The following is a 19,308-nucleotide window of genomic DNA, read 5'->3' on the forward strand; positions in this document are numbered from 1 at the left end:
CGGATCAGCCGCGCATTGTGTCGTCTGCCGGCACCTGCGACTGCTGATCCTGCTGGTCGGCGGCGCGTGCCGCGGCCAGACCGGCGCGCATCCGCCGCCACATGGCGATGTTCAGCGACACCATCACGATCACCGCGAGCGCGATGATCACGATGGCCTTGGTCGGCCCGGTCATGCGCGCGCTTCGGCAACCCCGCCCGAATTATGGCGCAGCGCCTTAAGCACGGTTTCCACCAGCGCCGCCGCATCGAGCCCGGCCTCGGCATATTGCGCGTCGGGCTTGTCCTGATCCTGGAAAAGATCCGGCAGGCGCAGCGTGCGCAGCTTCAGCCCGCCATCGATCAGCCCCTCGTCGCTGGCCAGCGTCAGCACATGCGCCCCGAAACCGCCGACCGCGCCCTCCTCGATCGTGACCGCAACCTCGTGCGTGGTCAGCAGCTTGCGGATCATCTCGACGTCGAGCGGCTTGGCGAATCGCAGATCGGCGACGGTGGTCGACAGCCCCTTGGCTTCGAGCACATCGGCGGCCTTCAACGCTTCCTCGAGCCGCGTGCCGAGCGACAGGATCGCCACGGCCTTGCCCTCGCGAACGATCCGGCCCTTGCCGATCTCGAGCAGTTCGGGCGTGGCAGGCAAGGCGACGCCCGTGCCGTTGCCGCGCGGATAGCGCACGGCGATCGGGCCGGTGTCATACTGCGCCGCGGTGTGCGTCATATGGACCAGCTCTGCTTCGTCCGCCGCCGCCATCACGACGAAATTCGGCAGCGTCGCGAGATAGGTCACGTCGAACGATCCGGCGTGCGTCGCGCCATCCGCTCCGACCAGCCCGGCGCGGTCGATCGCAAAGCGCACCGGCAGGTTCTGGATCGCGACGTCGTGGACGACCTGGTCATAGGCGCGCTGCAGGAACGTCGAATAGATCGCGCAGAACGGCCGCATCCCCTGCGCGGCAAGCCCCGCTGCGAAGGTCACGCCGTGCTGTTCGGCGATGCCGACATCGAAGAAGCGATCGGGATAGGCCTTGGCGAAGGCATCGAGGCCGGTGCCCGACGGCATCGCCGCGGTGATCGCACAGATCCGGTCGTCCTTGGCGGCCTCGGCGACGAGCTGCGCACCAAACACGTTCTGATATTGCGGCGGTCCCGGCGGCGCCTTGGTCTGCACGCCCGAGATCACGTCGAACTTCTGCACGCCGTGATATTTGTCGGCCGCGGCCTCGGCGGGCGCATAGCCCTTGCCCTTCTTGGTCACGACATGAACGAGGATCGGGCCCTCCTCCGCGTCGCGCACATTCTCGAGCACGGGAATCAGATGCTCGAGATTATGCCCATCGATCGGCCCGACATAATAAAAGCCGAGTTCCTCGAACAGCGTACCGCCCATCGTCATGCCGCGGGCGAACTCGTCGGTCTTCCGCGCGGCGTTGTGGAACGGCCGCGGCAGGCGGCGCGCGAGCTTCTTGGCGAGCTCGCGAATGCCCAGGAACTCGCGGCTCGACACGATCCGGCTGAGATAGGCCGACAGACCGCCGACCGGCGGCGCGATCGACATGTCATTGTCGTTCAGGATCACGACGAGGCGGTTGCCCGCCTGCTCGGCATTGTTCATCGCCTCATAGGCCATGCCCGCCGACATCGCGCCGTCGCCGATCACGGCAATGCCCTTGCCCGGCGTGCCCGCGATCTTGTTGGCGACCGCGAAGCCGAGCGCGGCCGAGATCGACGTCGAGGAATGTGCAGCGCCGAACGGGTCGTATTCGCTCTCGCTCCGCTTGGTGAAGCCGCTGAGGCCGCCACCTTGCCGCAGCGTCCGAATCCGGTCGCGGCGGCCCGTCAGGATTTTGTGCGGATAGCATTGATGCCCGACGTCCCAGACCAGACGATCGCGCGGCGTATCGAACACATAATGAATCGCGGTCGTCAGTTCGACCACGCCGAGCCCCGATCCGAGGTGGCCTCCGGTCGTGCCGACGGCCGAAATCGTCTCGGTCCGCAGTTCATCGGCAAGCTGGCGAAGCTGGTCGGGTTTCAGCTTGCGCAGGTCATCGGGGGTCGAAACCGTGTCGAGCAACGGGGTTACAGGAGTATCTGCCATCCCACCGGCTTATCGCAGCACAGGTTTGGTGTCGATTGTTACCGAACGAAACCCCGCCATCCGCGGATATTTCTACGCAGCGACGGCAGATTGGTCACCCCGTCATGGCGCTGGCAGCCGTCCTCGATCAGCGCTGCGCCTCGCATGCGGCACACCGGCCGCGGACTTCGATGACGGGGCGGACAGGGACGAAACCGGCCGAAACCGCCGCATTGCGGACGCCGCGGGTGATCACGTCATTGTCGATATGCGTCGTCTGCCCGCACGAATCACACACCAGGAAGATGCAGTCGTGAAGGCAATCGGGATGAGCATTGGCAACATACGCATTAGCGCTCTCGACCCGTCGCGCGAGATTGGCGCCCACGAACAGGTCGAGAATCCGGTAGACGCTGTTGGCAGCGACGCGCCGCCCCTCCGCCTTCGACACGGCTTCTGCGATGTCATAGGCCGAGGCCGGCTTGTCAAAGCCAGCCAGCGCGGAAAACACGCTGGCGCGCATCGTCGTCCACTGCTCGCCCGATTTTTCCAGCGTCGCCTGGGCGGCAACGTTGAGGTCGGCGCCTTGCGGCTCATGATGCGAATGCGATGCCATTATCCCGTGAATTTAGGGTGCCGGAGGAGCCGCGACAAGCAGCGACCGCGCCGGGGCAATCCTGCGGCCCTCCTCAGCTGTCGGCGCGGCGGTTCAGATCGTGCCCGAACGCGAGCAACGCGACGCCGATGATCGTCCAGAGCGTCTCACCGCTTCCCGAATCATGCGGGAGGGTCATTGCCCCCGCCATGATCCCGAGCCCGAACGCACCCATCGCGGCCGGCATCGCATAGCCATGATGAAGTATCCCCCGCCCCAGCGCGACCGCACCGAACAGGATCGCGATCGTCAGTCCGACTTCGTGGAAGATGGGATCAAGCAGCACCCCGCCCGCAGTCGACATCAGCGCAACCAGCACCGACGTTGCCAGACAGTGCACCATGCACAGACCCGACAGCCCGATCGCATAGCGATCCAGGCCTGCGATCCAGGACGGATGCGCATGGGTATGGTGGTGGGCGGTCGTCGACATCGTTCCGAGCAGATAGTCCATCAGAGGAAAGGATACAACATCACATTCGGCCGAACGGCGGTAGTCTGCTCGCTTTTTTTTCCAGGAAAGGACGCTCCATCGATGTCGTGATCAATCCTCCGCGTGCGCTCGTTCTTAACGCACCGCGCGCGGCTCCCGGCCCGGCAGAAACCCGGCGGCCGATAACCCCTGATACTCGACGCCCCAGTCAGACAGGCGTAGAGCCGTGCTATGCTCCAGCCCAGTGCCGCCTTCCTGTCCACCGCGCGCCCGCGAGCGGTCGCGACTTGGCTTCTTATCGTCGCGGCGATGATCGTCGGTATCGTCGTCGTGGGCGGGATAACGCGGCTCACCAATTCGGGGCTCTCGATCACCGAATGGAAGCCGATCACCGGCATCATCCCGCCACTGACGCTTGCGCAGTGGCAGGCGGAATTCGCGAATTACAAACAGATCCCTGAATATAGCCAGCTCAACAGCGGCATGACGCTCGACGGGTTCAAGGCGATCTTCTTCTGGGAATATCTCCACCGCGCGCTGGCACGGACGATCGGCGCGGCGTTCGCGATCCCGCTCCTGTGGTTCGCGCTTCGCCGGGCGATCCCGGTCGGCTATGGCTGGCGACTCGGCGCGCTGTTGGCGCTCGGTGCGCTTCAGGGCGCTGTCGGCTGGTGGATGGTGAAGTCCGGGCTGTCCGTTCGCACCGACGTCAGCCACATTCGTCTGGCGGTCCATCTGATGACCGCGCTCGTCACGCTCGCCGGCATCGTCTGGACGGCGCTGGACCTGATCGCACTCCACCGCTCGAAGCTTGCGGCGCCAGCCCGCCTCGTGCCGATCGCGGTCACCGCGTTCGCGCTGCTGTTCGTTCAATTGGTCTATGGCGCGTTCACCGCAGGGCTCGACGCTGGCTATGCCTTTGCGAGCTGGCCGCTGATGGGCGACAGCCTGTTTCCGGCCGGCGTCCCGATGCTGTCACCCGGCTGGATCAACGCGGTCGACAACCCGATCGTCGTGCAGTTCATTCACCGGTGGCTCGCCTTCGCAACCGCTGCCGGGCTCGTCTGGCTCGCGGTCCGCGCGACGCAGCACGGTTCGCGCGCCGGCTTCTGGGTGGTCGGGCTCGTCACGCTGCAGGTCTTCCTCGGGATCGCGACGCTCATGACCGGCGTCGCCATCCATGTCGCCGTCGCACACCAAGCCAATGCGGCGCTGTTGCTGATCGCCACGGTATTTGCCGCGCATCGCCTCGGCAATACGCCCAAGGTATCATAATACCCGCCATCAAACCGGCGGAAAGCTTGACTTAAACACCCCTTTTCGCCATTGCCGCCTCGTTAGCGCCGTCCGTCGTGGCGGCGCATATCGTTTCAGCAAAGGTCTCAGCCCCATGAAGGCGCTCATGAAGACCACCAAGTCGGCCAAGCCGCACGAGGTGGAGAAGAAATGGCATATCGTCGATGCCGAGGATCTGGTGGTCGGTCGCGCAGCGTCGATCATCGCCAACGTCCTGCGCGGCAAGCACAAGACGTCGTTCACCCCGCATGTCGATTGCGGTGACAACGTCGTCGTGATCAACGCCGACAAGATCCGCTTCACCGGCAACAAGGCCGCGAAGAAGGTCTATTACAAGCACACCGGTTACGCCGGCGGCATCAAGGGCATCACTGCCGCCAAGGTTCTCGACGGCCGCTTCCCGGAGCGCGTTCTCGAAAAGGCCGTTGAGCGCATGATCCCGCGCGGCCCGCTCGGACGTGAACAGATGCGCAACCTGCGTATCTTCAAGGGTACCGAGCATCCGCATGAGGCGCAGAACCCCGAGGTTCTCGACATCGCCAGCATGAATCGCAAGAACAAGGTGGGTGCGTAAATGACCGACAACCGCCAGTCGCTCGCCGATCTCGCGAGCCTGACCAACCAGCCCGCACCGGCTGCTCCGGCCGCACAGTCGCTGCCGACCAGCGAAGGCGACATCGCAGCACCCGTCTCGAACGAGCCGGTCCGCGAGCCGATGCCGCTCCGCGAGCAGATCCTCGATAAGCAGGGTCGCGCCTATGCGACCGGCCGTCGCAAGGACGCCGTTGCCCGCGTCTGGGTCAAGCCCGGCACCGGCAAGATCACGATCAACGGTCGTGACCAGGAAGTGTATTTCGCACGTCCGACGCTGCGTCTCGTCATCAACCAGGTGTTCGGCATCACCGAGCGCGAAGGTCAGTATGACGTCGTCTGCACCGTCAAGGGTGGTGGCCTTTCGGGTCAGGCCGGCGCGGTCAAGCATGGCATCAGCCAGGCGCTGACCCGCTTCGAGCCGGTGCTGCGTGCATCGGTCAAGGCAGCAGGCTTCCTGACGCGCGACAGCCGCGTCGTCGAGCGCAAGAAGTACGGCAAGGCGAAGGCCCGTCGTAGCTTCCAGTTCTCGAAGCGCTAAACGCTTTACCAAGCTACGAGAAAGGGCGGTCCGGGTTTTCCCGGGCCGCCTTTTTTCATGCCTGCGCTACATCCGTACGACGCGGGTGCCGATCCGTGCGGCCTCGTCGGGGTCGTGGGTCACCATCAGGATCGGCAGGCGCATCGCGTCGCGCAGATGCTCGATCGCACGGACGATCTCCTCGCGACGCGGTCGGTCGAGCGACGCCAGCGGCTCGTCGAGCAGCAGGAAGCGCGGGTTGCTGAGCAATGCACGGCCGATCGCCACGCGCTGCGCTTCGCCTCCCGAGAGCGACCGCGGCCAGCGGTCGAGCAGATGCCCGATCCCCAGGAAGCCGATCCGCTCCTCGAACCCCGACGCGTCAGGGCCGGCGCCGTACAGCAGGTTAGCGCGCACCTTCAGATGCGGGAAAAGCCGCGCCTCCTGAAATACATAGCCCGCACGGCGGTGTTCCGGTGGCAGGTTGACACCCTCCCCGAACAGCGTGACGCCATCGACGACGATGCGGCCTTGGTCGGGCGTGAGCAGCCCGGCGACCATCTTCAGGATGCTGGTCTTGCCGACGCCGGACGGTCCGAACAGCACGGTCGCGCCGTCGCCCGCCGCCAGCGTCAGCGCGACCTCGGCATCGCCCAAACGCTTGCGGACGTCGATCTCAAAGGACATGCAGCCCCCTGCCCGCGCGCCGCGTCAGAAGCTCGGACGCGACCAGTGCGATCAGCGACAGCGCGACGGAAATCGCCGAGAGCCGCCACACCAGCATCTCCGCGCCCGGTTGCTGGAGCGCCGAATAGATCGCCAAGGGCAGCGTCTGCGTCTCGCCGGGCACGTTGGAGACGAAGGTGATCGTCGCTCCGAACTCGCCGATCGATCGCGCAAAGCCCAGCACCGCGCCCGCGAGCACGCCCGGTACGCTCAGCGGCAGCGTGACCGTCCAGAACACCCGCCAAGGCCCCGCGCCCAGCGTCCGCGCCGCACTTTCGAGCCGTGCATCGACCGCCTCGATCGACAGCCGCATCGCGCGCACCATCAGCGGCAGTGCCATGACCCCCGCCGCGATCGCCGCCCCGGTCCAGCGAAACAGCACACTGACCCCGAACCACGACTGCAGCCACGCCCCAACCGGCCCGTTCGGCGCAAAGGCGAGCAGCAGCAGCCACCCCGTCACGACCGGCGGCACGACAAGCGGCAGATGGATCACCGCATCGACGAGGATCCGCCCGGGAAACCGCACGCGCGCCAGCAGCCAGGCGAAGCCGAACGCGATCGGCAATGTGATCAGCATGGCGACGGCGCCGACCTTCAGCGACAGACCGACGATCCCCCATTCCGCCGGTGTCAGGACGAACCCATCCGTCACTCAGCGCGCCGAAAAGCCGTAACGCACGAAGATCGCCTTGCCCTGACGCGACGTCAGGAACCGGCGGAACGCCTCGGCCTCCGGATTGCGCGACGTCGTCAATCGGGCGATCGGATAGGTGATGGCGGGATGCGTCGATGCAGGAAACACGCCCGCGATCCTGACACGCGTCGATGCCTTGGCGTCGGTCGCATAGACGATCCCCAGGGGGGCCGCGCCGCGCTCGACGAGCGCCAGCGTCGCGCGGACGTTTTCGGCCCTCACGACGCGCGGCGCGACCTGTTTCCATACGCCGAGCGCCTCAAGTGCCTGCTGCCCGTATCGCCCCGCAGGGACGGGCGTATCCGCCATCGCGATTGGCCCCGCTGTCAGGACCCGCGCCAGCGCGGCGGGCGGGCGTGACGGGATCCGCACCGTCGTCCCCGCCGCCGCCGCGACGACCAGCCGGTTACCCAGGAACGTCACGCGCGACGCAGGGACGATCAGGCGGCGCTTCGCCAGCTCATTCATCCAGTCCTCGTCCGCGGACACGAACAGGTCCGCGGTCGCGCCGGCCTCGACCTGCCGTGCCAGCGCCGACGAGGCCGCAAACGAGATCGTCGGGCGCACATGCCCCTTCGCCGCCCACGCATCGGCGGCCGCGGTCATCGATTCCTGCAGGCTCGCCGCCGCCAGCACCAGCGGTGCCGCGCGCTGCGCAGCGTCGGCGCCTGTCGCCACGCCGCCGACGGCCAGCATGGCGAGCAATACCGGATACTTCATCATGTCCCCTCAGGCCCGCCAATGATCACGGCGCTATAATATGCCGCCCGCTGAACGCCACAACGGACATGGGGTTCATTCCGCCCCGGAGGGCGCCGTCACGCGCCCCGTCCGGGCCAGCTTGCCCCAGCCGACCATCGGTCCGCGCAGGGCTTGGGCGAGCGCCTTGAGCACGACATAGTACATCACCTGCCGATAACCGATCCGCTGTGGGATCAGCAGCCAGAGCAGCCTCCACCGCTCGCGTCGCTCGAGTGCGAACGCGATCGTCGCCGCGAGCAGATCGATCGCGGTGAAGACCAGCCAATAGGTCAGCATGGTCTGCAGGTCATGGCTGCTCTGTGCCCAGCCATGCGCCGACACCGCGACATAGGTCGTTGCGACACTGACGAGCAGCGCGAGGTCGATGATCGGCGAGATCGCTGCCAGCAGGATCTGGAACACGATCGCCTGGGGCAGCCCGACCCAGCCAAGCCCGCGCGGCTGGCTGCGGCCGATCGCCGAGCGGTGCTTCCACAGGCACTGGAGCGTCCCGAACGCCCAGCGGAACCGCTGCTTGGCGAGCGCGCGCAGCGTCTCGGGCGCTTCGGTCCAGGCGATCGCGAACTGGTCATACTGGACCGTCCAGCCCGCGCGCTGGATCGCGATCGTCAGATCCTGATCCTCGGCCAGCGTATCGTCGGGATAGCCGCCGACCGCGCGGATTGCCGCCAGTCGCCACGCGCCGACCGCGCCCGGCACCACCGTCATCGCGTTCAGCCGCGCAAGCGCCCGGCGCTCGAGATTCTGCGCCGTGATATATTCGAGCGCCTGCCAGCGCGTGATCAGATTGACCCGGTTGCCGACCTTCGCATTGCCCGCGACCGCCCCCAGCGCCGGGTCGTCGAACCACCGCGCCAGCCGTGCGATCGTCAGCGGCTCGAACTGCGTATCGGCGTCGAGTGCGATCACGATGTCACCGCGCGCCGCGGCCAGCCCGCGGTTCAGCGCCCGCGCCTTGCCGCCGTTCGCCAGAGTCATGAGCCGTACCCGCGCGTCGCCGGCAAAGGCGGTGGCGACGGCCTGGCTCGTGCCATCGCTCGACCCGTCGTCGATCACGATCACCTCGACCACGACGTCGGTCGAGGCCAGCACGCCCTGGACCGCGCGGACGATCACGCGTTCCTCGTTGAACGCCGGGATCATGACTGTGACGAATCGGGCTGGATCGATCGCGGGGAACACCGTCCGCAATTCGCGGCGTGCCTGGATCAGCGCCAGCGCCGACAGCGCGAGCGCACGAAGAATACCGATCGTGATCGCGATCCCGAAGATCCAGCGCAGTCCGATTACCAGTCCACCCAGCGTGCTGAACAGCGCAAGATCCGCGACCGCCGCGACCCGGTCGCTCGACGATATCACCGGCATCGCCGCATCGCGCGTCAGCCCGGCCAGCGCCGAGACGGGCACGAAGTGATAGCCCATCGCCTGCAATCGATCGATGATCACCGGCAGCGCCGCGACGGTCTGCGCACGGTTGCCACCCGCATCGTGCAGCAGGATGATGTTGGCGCTGCGTTCGGGCGATCCTTCCACGACCTGTGCGATCGTGCGGTCGATGATCGCCGCGGTGCCCGGACGCTTCCAGTCGTCGGGATCGACGTGCAGGCCGACCGATACATAGCCGCGCTGCTGCGCTTCTAGTGCGGGCTTGATCTCGTCCGCGGTACTCGGCTCGGCATCGCCGAAATAGGGTGCGCGGAACAGGCGGAGCGATCGCCCGGTGAACGCCTGGAACAGCCGCTGCGTCGTGTTGAGCTCGAACCCGACCTGCCGCCCCGATACGGTAGCCAGATTGGGATGTGTATAGGTGTGGCTGCCCACCTCATGCCCTTCGGCCACCATGCGTTCGAGCAGGCTCCGCTGCGTCAGCGCATTCTCGCCCACCACGAAGAACGTCGCCGGCACGTGCTTGCGCTTGACGATGTCGAGGATCTGCGGCGTCCATTCGGCGTCGGGCCCATCGTCGAAAGTGAGCGCAAGCGCCCGCGGGCTGTAGCCCGTACGCTGGACGACGTAGGGCGAGGGCATGCGCGTGAAGCGGACGTCCGCGATCGTCCCATCGGCTGCCGCGACCGTATCACGCAGCCCGGAAACCGGCGTCGACCCGATCTTCAGGATCTCGCCATTGCCCTCGATATCGACATTCGTCCCGGCCGGTGTCGTGTTGATCGCACGCGGATCGGGCAATCGGCGGTGGTCGCGTCCAAAGATCGACCAGAGCGCCGGATCCTCCGACCCAAGCCGCCACAGCGCGAAACTTTGCACCCCCGCCTTTTGAAGAAAGGCCAGGTCGTTATACGCGCTCGCCGCATCGAGCAGCCATACCAGATGCCGGGTCCCGCCATCGGCATAGGCGAAGCTGCTGGTGCCGCTGCCCTTGTCGAACGTCGGGACGGTGCCTGAATCGGATGCGGCCTGCCATGCCTCCTCGACGCCGAGCGCATCGCCGCCACGGTCATGCCAGTCATAGGCATAGGAGCCGAACGCAACGACCAGCTTGGAAGGGGCGACACCGCGCGCGGCATTCGCGACCGACCGTGCGAACCAGCGCTGCGATGCGATCGGCCCGGCGGGGCCGCTCGTCTCATGCTCGTCATAGGCCATCAGGAAGATCTTGTCGGTCACGCGCGCATAGGCACGCATGTTCCAGTCGGCGTTCCCGACCGGCGCGGCGATCGCGACGACCCAGCCGCGCGGCGCGAACCGCGCCTTCGCCTCGGCAAGGAACAGGCGGTAGTTCGCCTGCGCCCCCGCCGGCAGGCTCTCGAAATCGAAGAAGGCGCCGCCTGCATGGTTCGCCGCGAGGAACGGGACCAGCCGATCGAGAAAGGCGCGCCGGGCGGTCGCATCCGCAAACAGCGCGGCGCTGCCCGCGCCGTCCCAGTCGCCGTCCTTGGCGTTCTGAACCATGGGCAAGATCACCGGGCGGTGGATCGCGCGATTGAGCACCGCGCGGCCCGCGACATCGCGGAACACGGTGATCCGGTGGTCGGCCCCGGTCACCGATACCCAGCCGGGAATGACCCAGTCGAGTTGTTCGACATGCCGGGCAAGGCTCGCCACGCTCGATTCGTCCCAGGGCACGTGGAAGGCGATGGCCAGCCGCGGGTTGGTCGCGCGCGGCGCCTGTCCGACGCCCCCCTTCGCACCCGCCTTGCCGGCGCCCGCGGTGGGTCCGCCGAACAGTGCCTTGCCGTAATAATCGATGCTGCGCTGCGCCCGCCCGATCACGCCGCTATGCGGTGCCGGAAGACGGTGAAGCCCGGGATGCTCGGGCTCGAACGGCAGTAACGGTGCCGCCGGGACCGCGCCGATCGACACGGCGAACACCGCCACCGACAATAAGACGAGCGCGACGAAGGCGATGACACCCAATGCGAAACGACGACGACGCCGACCGCTAGCGTCGTAGAAAACAGGATGCAGTGCCATGACCAACGCTATCCGACCCCAGGATCGCGCGCCATGCACCACCATTCATGCCCGTGACCAATCGGGACGATGACAAATCCGTCACGTCACCTCGTGGCGCGGGGCCTGATATTGCGGTCCGGCCGAGCCGTAGAGCTCAGGAGTCGTCGCCCATCCGCAGCGCGGCGATGAATGCCTCCTGCGGGATGCTGACCGACCCATATTCGCGCATCTTCAGCTTGCCCTTCTTCTGCTTTTCCAGAAGCTTCTTCTTGCGGCTCGCATCGCCGCCATAGCATTTGGCGGTCACGTCCTTGCGCATCGCGCTGATCGTCTCGCGTGCGATCACCTTGCCGCCGATCGCTGCCTGGATCGGGATCTTGAACAGGTGACGCGGGATCAGGTCCTTCAGCCGCTCGACCATGCCGCGACCCCGTACCTCGGCGGTGCCGCGGTGGACGATCATGCTCAGAGCGTCGACCGGCTCCTCGTTGACCAGGATGCCCATCTTGACGAGGTCGCCCTCGCGATAGCCGATCTGGTGATAGTCGAAGCTCGCATAGCCCTTCGACATCGACTTCAGCCGGTCGTAGAAATCGAACACGACCTCGTTGAGCGGCAGCTCGTAGGTCGCCTGCGCGCGGCCGCCGACATAGGTCAGGTTCTTCTGGATCCCGCGGCGGTCCTGGCAGAGCTTGAGGACGCTGCCGAGATATTCGTCGGGGACGTAGATCGTCGCCTCGATCCACGGCTCGCTGATCGTCGCGATCTTGTTCGGCTCGGGCATGTCGGCGGGGTTGTGCAACTCGATATGCGTCGTGCCCGCGGGATCGGGGTGGGTCAGCTCGATCTCGTACACCACCGACGGCGCGGTGGTGATGAGGTCGAGGTCATACTCACGCGTCAGGCGCTCCTGGATGATCTCCAGATGGAGCAGCCCCAAGAACCCGCACCGGAAGCCGAAGCCCAGCGCCGCGGACGTCTCCATCTCGAACGAGAAGCTCGCGTCGTTGAGGCGCAGCTTGGAGATCGACTCGCGCAGCTTCTCGAACTCGGCCGCATCGACCGGGAACATGCCGCAGAACACGACCGGCTGGACTTCCTTGAAGCCCGCCAGCGCTTCCAGCGCCGGCCGCTTCGCATCGGTGATCGTGTCGCCGACGCGGGTCTGCGCGACCTCTTTGATCTGCGCGGTGATGAAGCCCATCTCGCCCGTGCCCAGCTCGGTCAGCTGCTCGATCTTGGGGCGGAAACACCCGACCCGGTCGACCAGGTGCATCGTGCCGGTCTGCATGAACTTGATCTGCTGGCCCTTCTTCAGGACGCCGTCGATCACGCGGACGAGGATGACGACGCCGAGATACGGATCGTACCAGCTGTCGACCAGCATGGCCTTCAGCGGTGCCTCCGGATCGCCCTTGGGCGGCGGGATCTTGGTGACGATCGCCTCGAGGATGTCCTCGATGCCGATGCCCGACTTCGCCGACGCCAGCACCGCGCCGGACGCGTCGATGCCGATCACGTCCTCAATTTCCTTGCGGACCTTCTCGGGCTCGGCGGCGGGCAGGTCGATCTTGTTGATGACCGGCACGATCTCGTGATCATGTTCGATCGACTGATAGACGTTGGCGAGCGTCTGCGCCTCGACGCCCTGCGCCGCGTCGACCACGAGCAGCGCGCCCTCGCATGCGGCGAGGCTGCGGCTCACCTCATAGGCAAAGTCGACATGTCCCGGCGTGTCCATCAGGTTGAGGACGTAATCCTCGCCGTCCTTCGCGCGGTAGGCCAGGCGCACGGTTTGCGCCTTGATCGTGATCCCGCGTTCCTTCTCGATGTCCATGTTGTCGAGCACCTGCTCGGACATTTCGCGCGCGGTCAGACCGCCGGTTTGCTGGATCAGTCGATCGGCGAGCGTCGACTTGCCATGGTCGATATGCGCGATGATGGAGAAGTTGCGGATGCGGGACAATTCGGTCGTCATGCGCGCGCCGTTAGCACCTCGCCGGGCTTATGCCAAAGCTTCCGCATCATCTGTGGCAACGGGGATCACAATCAGCGTCGCTTTCCCTGGTGCCGGATGTTCGCCGGACGCCCGCGCCGCTTGATCTCGCGGCCCGGCTTGCGCGCGCGTGCTGGTCCCGCGGCCCCTTTCCCCTCGGGCATTTCGAAGCGCAGCGCGCCCGATACCGGGTTCGCCTCGGCGAGCTTGAGGTCGAGCATCTGCCCCTGCGCATAGACGTCGCCGCTATCCTCGCCGACCAGCGTCCGCGCCGCCTCGTCGAAACGGAAATACTCGCCGCCAAGGTCGCGCACCGGCATCAGTCCGTCGCCGCCGATTCCCTCGACCGTCGCGAAGAATCCGAAATTGGTGACGCCGGTAATCCGCACTTCCATGATCTGGCCGACGCGTTCGGACAGGAAGGACGCGACATAGCGGTCGATCGTGTCGCGCTCCGCCTCCATCGCGCGGCGTTCGAGCCGGCTGATCGTCTCGCCGATCGCCTCCATCCCGGCTGCATCCTCGGCAGGCAGACCGCCTGCCCCCAGGCCATAGGCCGCGACCAGCGATCGATGCACGATCAGATCGGCATAACGGCGGATCGGCGAGGTGAAATGCGCATAGCTGCCGAGCCCCAGCCCGAAATGCCCGTGATTGGCGGGGCTGTAATAGGCCTGGGTCTGCGTGCGCAGCACCTGCTCCATCACCTGCGGCCGGAAGTCGGCATCGCCGATCCGCTCGAGCACATGGTTGAACGTCGCTGGCCGGATGACCTGCCCCAGCGCGAACGGCACCCCGAACGTCTCGAGATAATCCTTCAGCGCCATCAGCTTCTCGCGGCTCGGCGGCTCGTGGTCGCGGTACATGACCGGCGCCTTCTTGCCCTCGAGCGCCTTGGCCGCAGCAACGTTCGCCGCGATCATGTAATCCTCGATCAGCCGGTGCGCATCGAGCCGCTCGCGTGGCGCAACCGACATGATCCGCCCCTTCTCGTCGAGCACCACCCGCCGCTCGGGCAGGTCGAGGTCGAGCGGCGCTCGTGCATCGCGGGCCTTCGCCAGCGACGCCCAGCATCCCCAGAGGGGCTTCAGCACCGTCTCGGTCATGTCGAGCGCCAGCGTGCCGTCGATCGCCGCCTGCGCCTCCTCATAAGCGAGGTTCGCCGCGATCCGCACCACTGCCCGGGTGAAACGCCACGACTTGAGCGACCCGTCCTTGCCGATCACCAAATGACAGGCGAGCGCGGCACGATCCTCGCCCTCCTTCAGCGAACAGACGTCCGCCGACAGGATCTCGGGCAGCATCGGCACGACGCGGTCGGGGAAATAGACCGAATTGCCACGACGTCGCGCCTCGCGGTCGATTTCCGACTTCGGCCGCACGTAGAAGCTGACATCGGCGATCGCGACAATCGCCTTCCAGCCGCCCGCATTGGCCGGATCCTCGTCCGCCTGCGCCCAGACCGCGTCGTCGTGATCGCGCGCATCTTCCGGGTCGATCGCGACGATCGGCAGGTGGCGTAGATCCTCACGGTCGTCGCCGAGCGGGAGCTGCGCGACGCGCTTGGCCTCGTCGATCGCCTCGACCGCGAACACGTCGGGGATGCCGTGCTTGTGGATCGCGATAAGCGAGAAACTGCGCGCGGCGAACGGGTCGCCCAGCTTGTTGACGACCCGCGCGGCGATCCGCGGTGGCTTGCCCGCCAGTTCGGCCAGCACCAGATCGCCCGGCGCGGCGCCGCCGGCATCGGCGACCGCGAACTCACGCCGCTCGCGCTTGTCGACTCCGGTCAGCCACAACCGCCCCGCCTCCTCGCGCAGCACGCCCAGCACCTGTTCGGACGCGGGCGCGAGCACCTTCATCGGATGCGCGGTCCAGCCATTGCCGGCCTCCTCGGTCCGCGCGAGGATCCGCTCGCCGACCCCCAGCGCACCGCGCTTGCGTTCGCGCACGCGCAGCCGCGGCGGTGGCACGCCCTCGGCCTCCCAGCGCTCGGGGACCGCCCAGACATTGCCCGCATCGTCAACATCGGCGATCCGCAGCACAGTGACCTTGGGCACGCCGCCCATCTTGTGAAACGCGCGGCCGGGAGCGCTGTCGATCAGCCCCTCGTCCGCCATGTCCTTCAGCAACGCCTTCAGTCCGATCTTGTCCTGCGCACTCAGGCCGAAGCCCTTGGCGATTTCGCGTTTACCCGCGGGGACGTCCGACGACGCGATGAAGTCCAGGATCTGCTGGCGGGTCGGAAGACCGGCTTTCGGTTTGTACATCCCCACCAGATAGGGTGCGTTGGGCGATGCGTCACCCGTTACCGGCAAGCCTTTGCAACACAGCGAAAATCAATCCTTGCGCCTGAACCTCATGAGCATATCATCACCGGATAAACATAAGGAGAGAGACAGTGACGACGCCGCTACGGCTCGAAGCCGATCCCGAGGACAAGAACCTCGTCATCCTGCAAAGCCTGATCTGCCTGTTGCGCGAGAAGAACATCCTGTCGCGCGCCGACATCGAGGAGCTTTGCGCCACGGTCCAGCGCCGCGCCGCCGAACCGGCCAGCGACCCGATGCCTTGCCAGAACGGCGCAGTGCGCGAAGCGGCGATAGAGGTCGCGCATATCGGCGACTATATCGGCCGTCGCTATGGCGGAAAGCACCGTCGCGCGTTCTGACCGCGCCGACCTGTCGCGTCCTAGCCGCCGAGCTCCGCGCGTCGGAAGCACTTGGTTTCGTGATCATTGACGATCCCGACCGCCTGCATCCAGGCATAGACGATCGTCGGACCGACGAACTTGAACCCGCGACTCTTGAGATCGGCCGCGATTTGGGCCGATAGCGGCGATTGCGTCACCAGCTTGGCACCGTCGCCGATCAGCACCTTGCCATCGGTAAACGACCAGCAATAGGTCGCGAAATCCAGCCCCGCATCGCGCATCGTGAGGACCGCGAGCGCGCCGCCGATCGTCGACACGATCTTGGCCCGCGACCGGATGATGCCGGCGTTCCCCATCAGCCGGGCGATGTCCGCCTCGTCGAAGCGCGCGACCTGTTCCGGGTCGAACCCGGCAAAGGCGGCGCGAAACGCCTCGCGCTTGCGCAACACGGTGATCCAGGCAAGCCCCGCCTGGAAACCGTCGAGCATGAGCTTTTCCCATAGCGCGCGTCCGTCGCGTTCAGGAACGCCCCAGTCGGTGTCGTGATAGGCGCACATCAGCGGATCGTGCCCCGCCCAGCCACAGCGCGAAGCGGACGTCGTCACAGGGCATTCTCCAGGATTTCGTCGAGCGACGCATTGCGCACGCCCAGCCGGTCGAGCCGGGTCAGCATCGCCGACCACCAGTCATGGAACGTGCGCAGATCGGCGGTGTCGCGGACATAGGGCGTGTTGCCGGGGACGAGCGACGGCGAATGGAACGCGAAGTTGAGCAATTCGACCCCCTCGCCCACCGCGATCGTCACCGCCTCCAGCGCGGCGCCGATCGGCATATCCTCCGGCGTCAACGCGACCCGCGACAACAGCCCCAGTCGCGACGCGACACCGCGCGCATAGGGCACTCGCCCCAGCGCGCGGTACAGTCCCGCACCGTGACCACGCAGCGCGCCGACATACAACGTCGACAACGGCACGCTGAGGAGCGCGCCCCGGCGGCAGGGACGCGGATCACTCAATGAAAAGTCGGGCCCGCCCTCGGCTGAATAGTCATAGCCGGGCCGGACCGAGCTATCGACGCGGTAGCCGAGCGCCGTGAGTGCCGCGACCGTGTCCGGGCCAACCCCGTAGCGACCGGCGCGATAAGCACGCGGGCGTCGACCGAACGCCGTGGCAATCGCGTCGGTGAGCAAGCGGAGCTTCGCGGCTTCGAGGCCTTCGGGAAGATTGCCCGCAAAGCTCATCGCCGGGGTCAGCGGCTCTCCAAAGGGCGGGTTGACCCAGGGGTGCAACTGCGCGCCGATCTCAGACCGGCCATCGGCAACGACGGTGCGGAGGATTTCAACGGCGGCGGGGTCATCGACGATCGGATAGTCGACCAGACAGGTCAGCGCTACGCCCTGCTCACGGAAACGTGCATGCGCCTCGGGGAATGCCGCCATCGCACTCGTCGAATGTCGCGTACGCTCGAATGGCGCGTTCCAGTCGAACTGCTCCTCGACATCGACGAACAGCGTGTAGCGCGGGCCAAAACCCGGCCGCCAGACGATGGGCTCCGGCGGTGAAGCCAGCCTGTACCGCGCGCCGTTCACCGAAACCGGTCGAGAACGCGCTCCATCCGTTCGGCCGCGACGGCAGGTAGCGTGAGGATGATGTGTTCGGACTCGAACGCCATGTGCCCACCCAGTTCGACCGCAAAATTCTGCGCCAGCCGCAGCGCAAATCCGGTACCCAGCAACGGGGCGCCATCGCGCTCGTGACCGCGGTCGTTGTCGATGCTCAGCAGGATGTTCGTGTCGTGCACCGCCATCGCGCGAGGCCGATCGAAGCGCAGCGCCACCGTATCGCCGCAGCACAGGACCGCGACCATCAGCATCTCGTCCGCGCTGCAGGCCGATACGAGGGTCGCCAGCAGGCGCCCCACCAGCCGTTCGACCGCAAGGTCGTCACCGGCGATGTCGCAATGGGCCGCTGACGGATCGATGACGACCTGGGCACCGCGCAACGCTGCCAGCGGTGCGAGGTCACGCACCACGCCGTCGAGCAACGGCAGGACGGGCACGATCGTCGGGCGCAGCTCGAGCGCGTCGCCTTCAATCCGTGCCGCGGTATCCAGATCCTCGATCGCGGCCAGCAGTTCGGACGCCTGGCTCCGGATCATCGCCGCACGTTCGCGATAGGTTGCAGGGACCGGGCCGAGCAATTCGGTCTCGATCAGTTCGGCGAAGCCCGCAATCGCATTGGTCGGCGTGCGCAACTCGTGCACCAGTTGCCGCAACGAATCGGAAACCGGCGACTTGGGCGCGGCCAACGGCTCCCCGAGCGACGCGACCTCGTCGCGGCGCGGCCGGCGCGCGGTGCCGCGAAACCCGGTAAACCGCCCCGATGCGGGATCGAAGGCCGGGACACCCGAAATACGCCATGCACCGGCAGCGCTCGACAAACCGCCAATCTGGAGCCGCGCCGCGTCGAAGGCGGAGCGCCGCCGGTAGGCGCCTGCCGCGACTCCGTCGATCTGAACCTCACCCTGAACGGCGGCATAGGCCAGCGAGGCGCCAACCAGCGCCGTGCGCGACACGCCGTCGACCCAGCGGATCACGCCCGTCGGATCGGTTTCGTAGCGGAAGCTGTCGGCAACCTCCGCGGCAAAGTCCGTCGCGTCAGGCACGATCCGATCGCGATTGAACGCGTCGATGCGTTTGACGAGGTCGGAAATTTCGAACCGCTCGGGCTTCGCGACGGGCTCGGGCGCGGCGTCGGTCGCCGGTACCGCCGCGTGACGCAGCGCTTCGGCCACGACCGGCAGACCGCGCGTAATTGCGCCGAGCGTGACAAAGGGCGACGCGGTGCGCGGCATGGTCGGACACGACGGTGATTCCGCTGGAGCCTCGACGGCAGGTGCGGGCACCACGTCATCGACAGAAAGCTGCACCTCTGCACCGGGGTTGATCGCGGGAGCAACGTCGGATGGGGCCGGATGATGCGCGAGGACGAAATCGGTCGACCCGAAACTCTCAAGACCGCGACAGACGGGGTCGGGCAGATCTCGCCGATGCCGCAGGACGGATCGGCCCGCCGGGGTCAGCTGAGGCAGCAGAGCAAGCCAGTCATCCGCCGGCAGCATCGCGGTCCGCAACACGGGGGCGGCGATCGCCAAGGTGTCTTCGGCAAAAAACCCTACCAGTGCGACATCGGGCTTCGCGAACGCCAGCGCGCGCGCGCTTGCCGCGCGAACCGTGTCGGGGACCAGCTTGCGCAGCGCCTGCAACCGGGCCAGCGACTCAGCATCGGCCGGGCTACGCCCGCGGCCGATCAGGTCGACCATCTGACGCCACGCCGATTGAGCACCGAAATCCGTGGCCATGTCGGCAGATAGCACGGTCTTCAGGCTGTCGTCGAAGCGCACGGAGTTCCCCGAATGGACGCTGCACCGCCTGCGTCATCAAGGTGTCATACCCCGACGCGGCCTTGGAAGGAACAACAGAATTGGCGTGCA

At 66.5% G+C, this 19,308-nt stretch carries 17 protein-coding genes; 4 read left to right on the top strand and 13 right to left on the bottom strand.

The features are described from left to right. Window positions 1–4: 4 nt before the first annotated feature. The 4 genes from NEF64_RS11810 to NEF64_RS11825 form a co-directional block, all read right to left on the bottom strand. Window positions 5–175: a hypothetical protein gene (locus NEF64_RS11810; protein WP_156360404.1), complete on the bottom strand. Its 171-nt coding sequence runs from the start codon at window positions 173–175 to the stop codon at window positions 5–7. Continuing rightward, the gene (gene dxs / locus NEF64_RS11815) at window positions 172–2,094 is read right to left on the bottom strand and encodes a 1-deoxy-D-xylulose-5-phosphate synthase (protein ID WP_056407691.1); all 1,923 of its coding nucleotides are present in this window, start codon (window positions 2,092–2,094) and stop codon (window positions 172–174) included. Before dxs ends, NEF64_RS11810 begins: the two co-directional genes overlap by 4 nt. A gap of 127 nt (window positions 2,095–2,221) precedes the next feature. Continuing rightward, window positions 2,222–2,689, bottom strand: coding sequence for a Fur family transcriptional regulator (locus NEF64_RS11820; RefSeq protein ID WP_056407689.1), 468 nt, complete (start codon window positions 2,687–2,689; stop codon window positions 2,222–2,224). A gap of 73 nt (window positions 2,690–2,762) precedes the next feature. Then, complete coding sequence (locus NEF64_RS11825; protein ID WP_051916566.1) at window positions 2,763–3,161, bottom strand: MerC domain-containing protein; 399 nt, start codon at window positions 3,159–3,161, stop codon at window positions 2,763–2,765. A gap of 231 nt (window positions 3,162–3,392) precedes the next feature. Between NEF64_RS11825 and NEF64_RS11830 the strand changes: the two genes are divergently transcribed. The 3 genes from NEF64_RS11830 to rpsI all read left to right on the top strand — a co-directional run bounded on the left by NEF64_RS11830 (window position 3,393) and on the right by rpsI (window position 5,589). Beyond that, window positions 3,393–4,436, top strand: a complete 1,044-nt coding sequence (locus tag NEF64_RS11830) for a COX15/CtaA family protein (protein WP_252573770.1) — start codon at window positions 3,393–3,395, stop codon at window positions 4,434–4,436. Between the two features lie 115 nt (window positions 4,437–4,551). Next, window positions 4,552–5,031, top strand: coding sequence for a 50S ribosomal protein L13 (gene rplM / locus NEF64_RS11835; RefSeq protein ID WP_037530138.1), 480 nt, complete (start codon window positions 4,552–4,554; stop codon window positions 5,029–5,031). Next, the gene (gene rpsI, locus NEF64_RS11840; protein WP_043157976.1) at window positions 5,032–5,589 is read left to right on the top strand and encodes a 30S ribosomal protein S9; all 558 of its coding nucleotides are present in this window, start codon (window positions 5,032–5,034) and stop codon (window positions 5,587–5,589) included. A 66-nt stretch (window positions 5,590–5,655) separates the two neighbouring features. Here rpsI and NEF64_RS11845 read toward each other — a convergent pair whose 3' ends face one another. From NEF64_RS11845 to NEF64_RS11870, 6 genes are all read right to left on the bottom strand, one after another. After that, a complete protein-coding gene (locus NEF64_RS11845) occupies window positions 5,656–6,255 on the bottom strand; it encodes an ATP-binding cassette domain-containing protein (RefSeq protein WP_031395669.1) in 600 nt (199 codons plus the stop codon). After that, a complete protein-coding gene (gene modB, locus NEF64_RS11850; RefSeq protein WP_043157977.1) occupies window positions 6,245–6,949 on the bottom strand; it encodes a molybdate ABC transporter permease subunit in 705 nt (234 codons plus the stop codon). The genes NEF64_RS11845 and modB overlap by 11 nt, the downstream gene beginning before the upstream one ends. Beyond that, window positions 6,950–7,711: a molybdate ABC transporter substrate-binding protein gene (gene modA, locus NEF64_RS11855; protein WP_107045950.1), complete on the bottom strand. Its 762-nt coding sequence runs from the start codon at window positions 7,709–7,711 to the stop codon at window positions 6,950–6,952. Between the two features lie 75 nt (window positions 7,712–7,786). Continuing rightward, a complete protein-coding gene (locus NEF64_RS11860; RefSeq protein ID WP_252573772.1) occupies window positions 7,787–11,185 on the bottom strand; it encodes a trifunctional glycoside hydrolase family 18/polysaccharide deacetylase/glycosyltransferase family 2 protein in 3,399 nt (1,132 codons plus the stop codon). 136 nt (window positions 11,186–11,321) lie between these two features. Beyond that, the gene (gene lepA, locus NEF64_RS11865; protein ID WP_031395119.1) at window positions 11,322–13,145 is read right to left on the bottom strand and encodes a translation elongation factor 4; all 1,824 of its coding nucleotides are present in this window, start codon (window positions 13,143–13,145) and stop codon (window positions 11,322–11,324) included. 71 nt (window positions 13,146–13,216) lie between these two features. Next, window positions 13,217–15,433, bottom strand: coding sequence for a ribonuclease R family protein (locus NEF64_RS11870; protein WP_056407684.1), 2,217 nt, complete (start codon window positions 15,431–15,433; stop codon window positions 13,217–13,219). A gap of 131 nt (window positions 15,434–15,564) precedes the next feature. Between NEF64_RS11870 and NEF64_RS11875 the strand changes: the two genes are divergently transcribed. Next, window positions 15,565–15,834 carry a hypothetical protein gene (locus tag NEF64_RS11875; RefSeq protein WP_031439915.1) on the top strand — a complete coding sequence of 90 codons (270 nt, stop codon included), beginning with the start codon at window positions 15,565–15,567 and terminating at the stop codon, window positions 15,832–15,834. Window positions 15,835–15,854: 20 nt separating this feature from the next. On the opposite strand, the gene NEF64_RS11880 is transcribed toward NEF64_RS11875, so the two are convergent. Genes NEF64_RS11880 through NEF64_RS11890 form a run of 3 tightly spaced genes read right to left on the bottom strand, consistent with a single transcriptional unit; the run spans window position 15,855 to window position 19,176 of the window. Next, window positions 15,855–16,421 (bottom strand): DNA-3-methyladenine glycosylase I, encoded by a 567-nt coding sequence (locus tag NEF64_RS11880; protein WP_261362603.1) that lies wholly within the window; start codon window positions 16,419–16,421, stop codon window positions 15,855–15,857. After that, window positions 16,418–17,404 carry a polysaccharide deacetylase family protein gene (locus NEF64_RS11885; RefSeq protein ID WP_056407682.1) on the bottom strand — a complete coding sequence of 329 codons (987 nt, stop codon included), beginning with the start codon at window positions 17,402–17,404 and terminating at the stop codon, window positions 16,418–16,420. Before NEF64_RS11885 ends, NEF64_RS11880 begins: the two co-directional genes overlap by 4 nt. After that, on the bottom strand, window positions 17,401–19,176 hold the full coding sequence (locus NEF64_RS11890) for a histidine kinase dimerization/phospho-acceptor domain-containing protein (RefSeq protein WP_056408678.1): 1,776 nt from the start codon (window positions 19,174–19,176) through the stop codon (window positions 17,401–17,403). The genes NEF64_RS11885 and NEF64_RS11890 overlap by 4 nt, the downstream gene beginning before the upstream one ends. Between the last annotated feature and the right edge of the window lie 132 nt (window positions 19,177–19,308).

This window comes from Sphingomonas aerolata, assembly GCF_023935825.1.
GTDB lineage: Bacteria > Pseudomonadota > Alphaproteobacteria > Sphingomonadales > Sphingomonadaceae > Sphingomonas > Sphingomonas aerolata.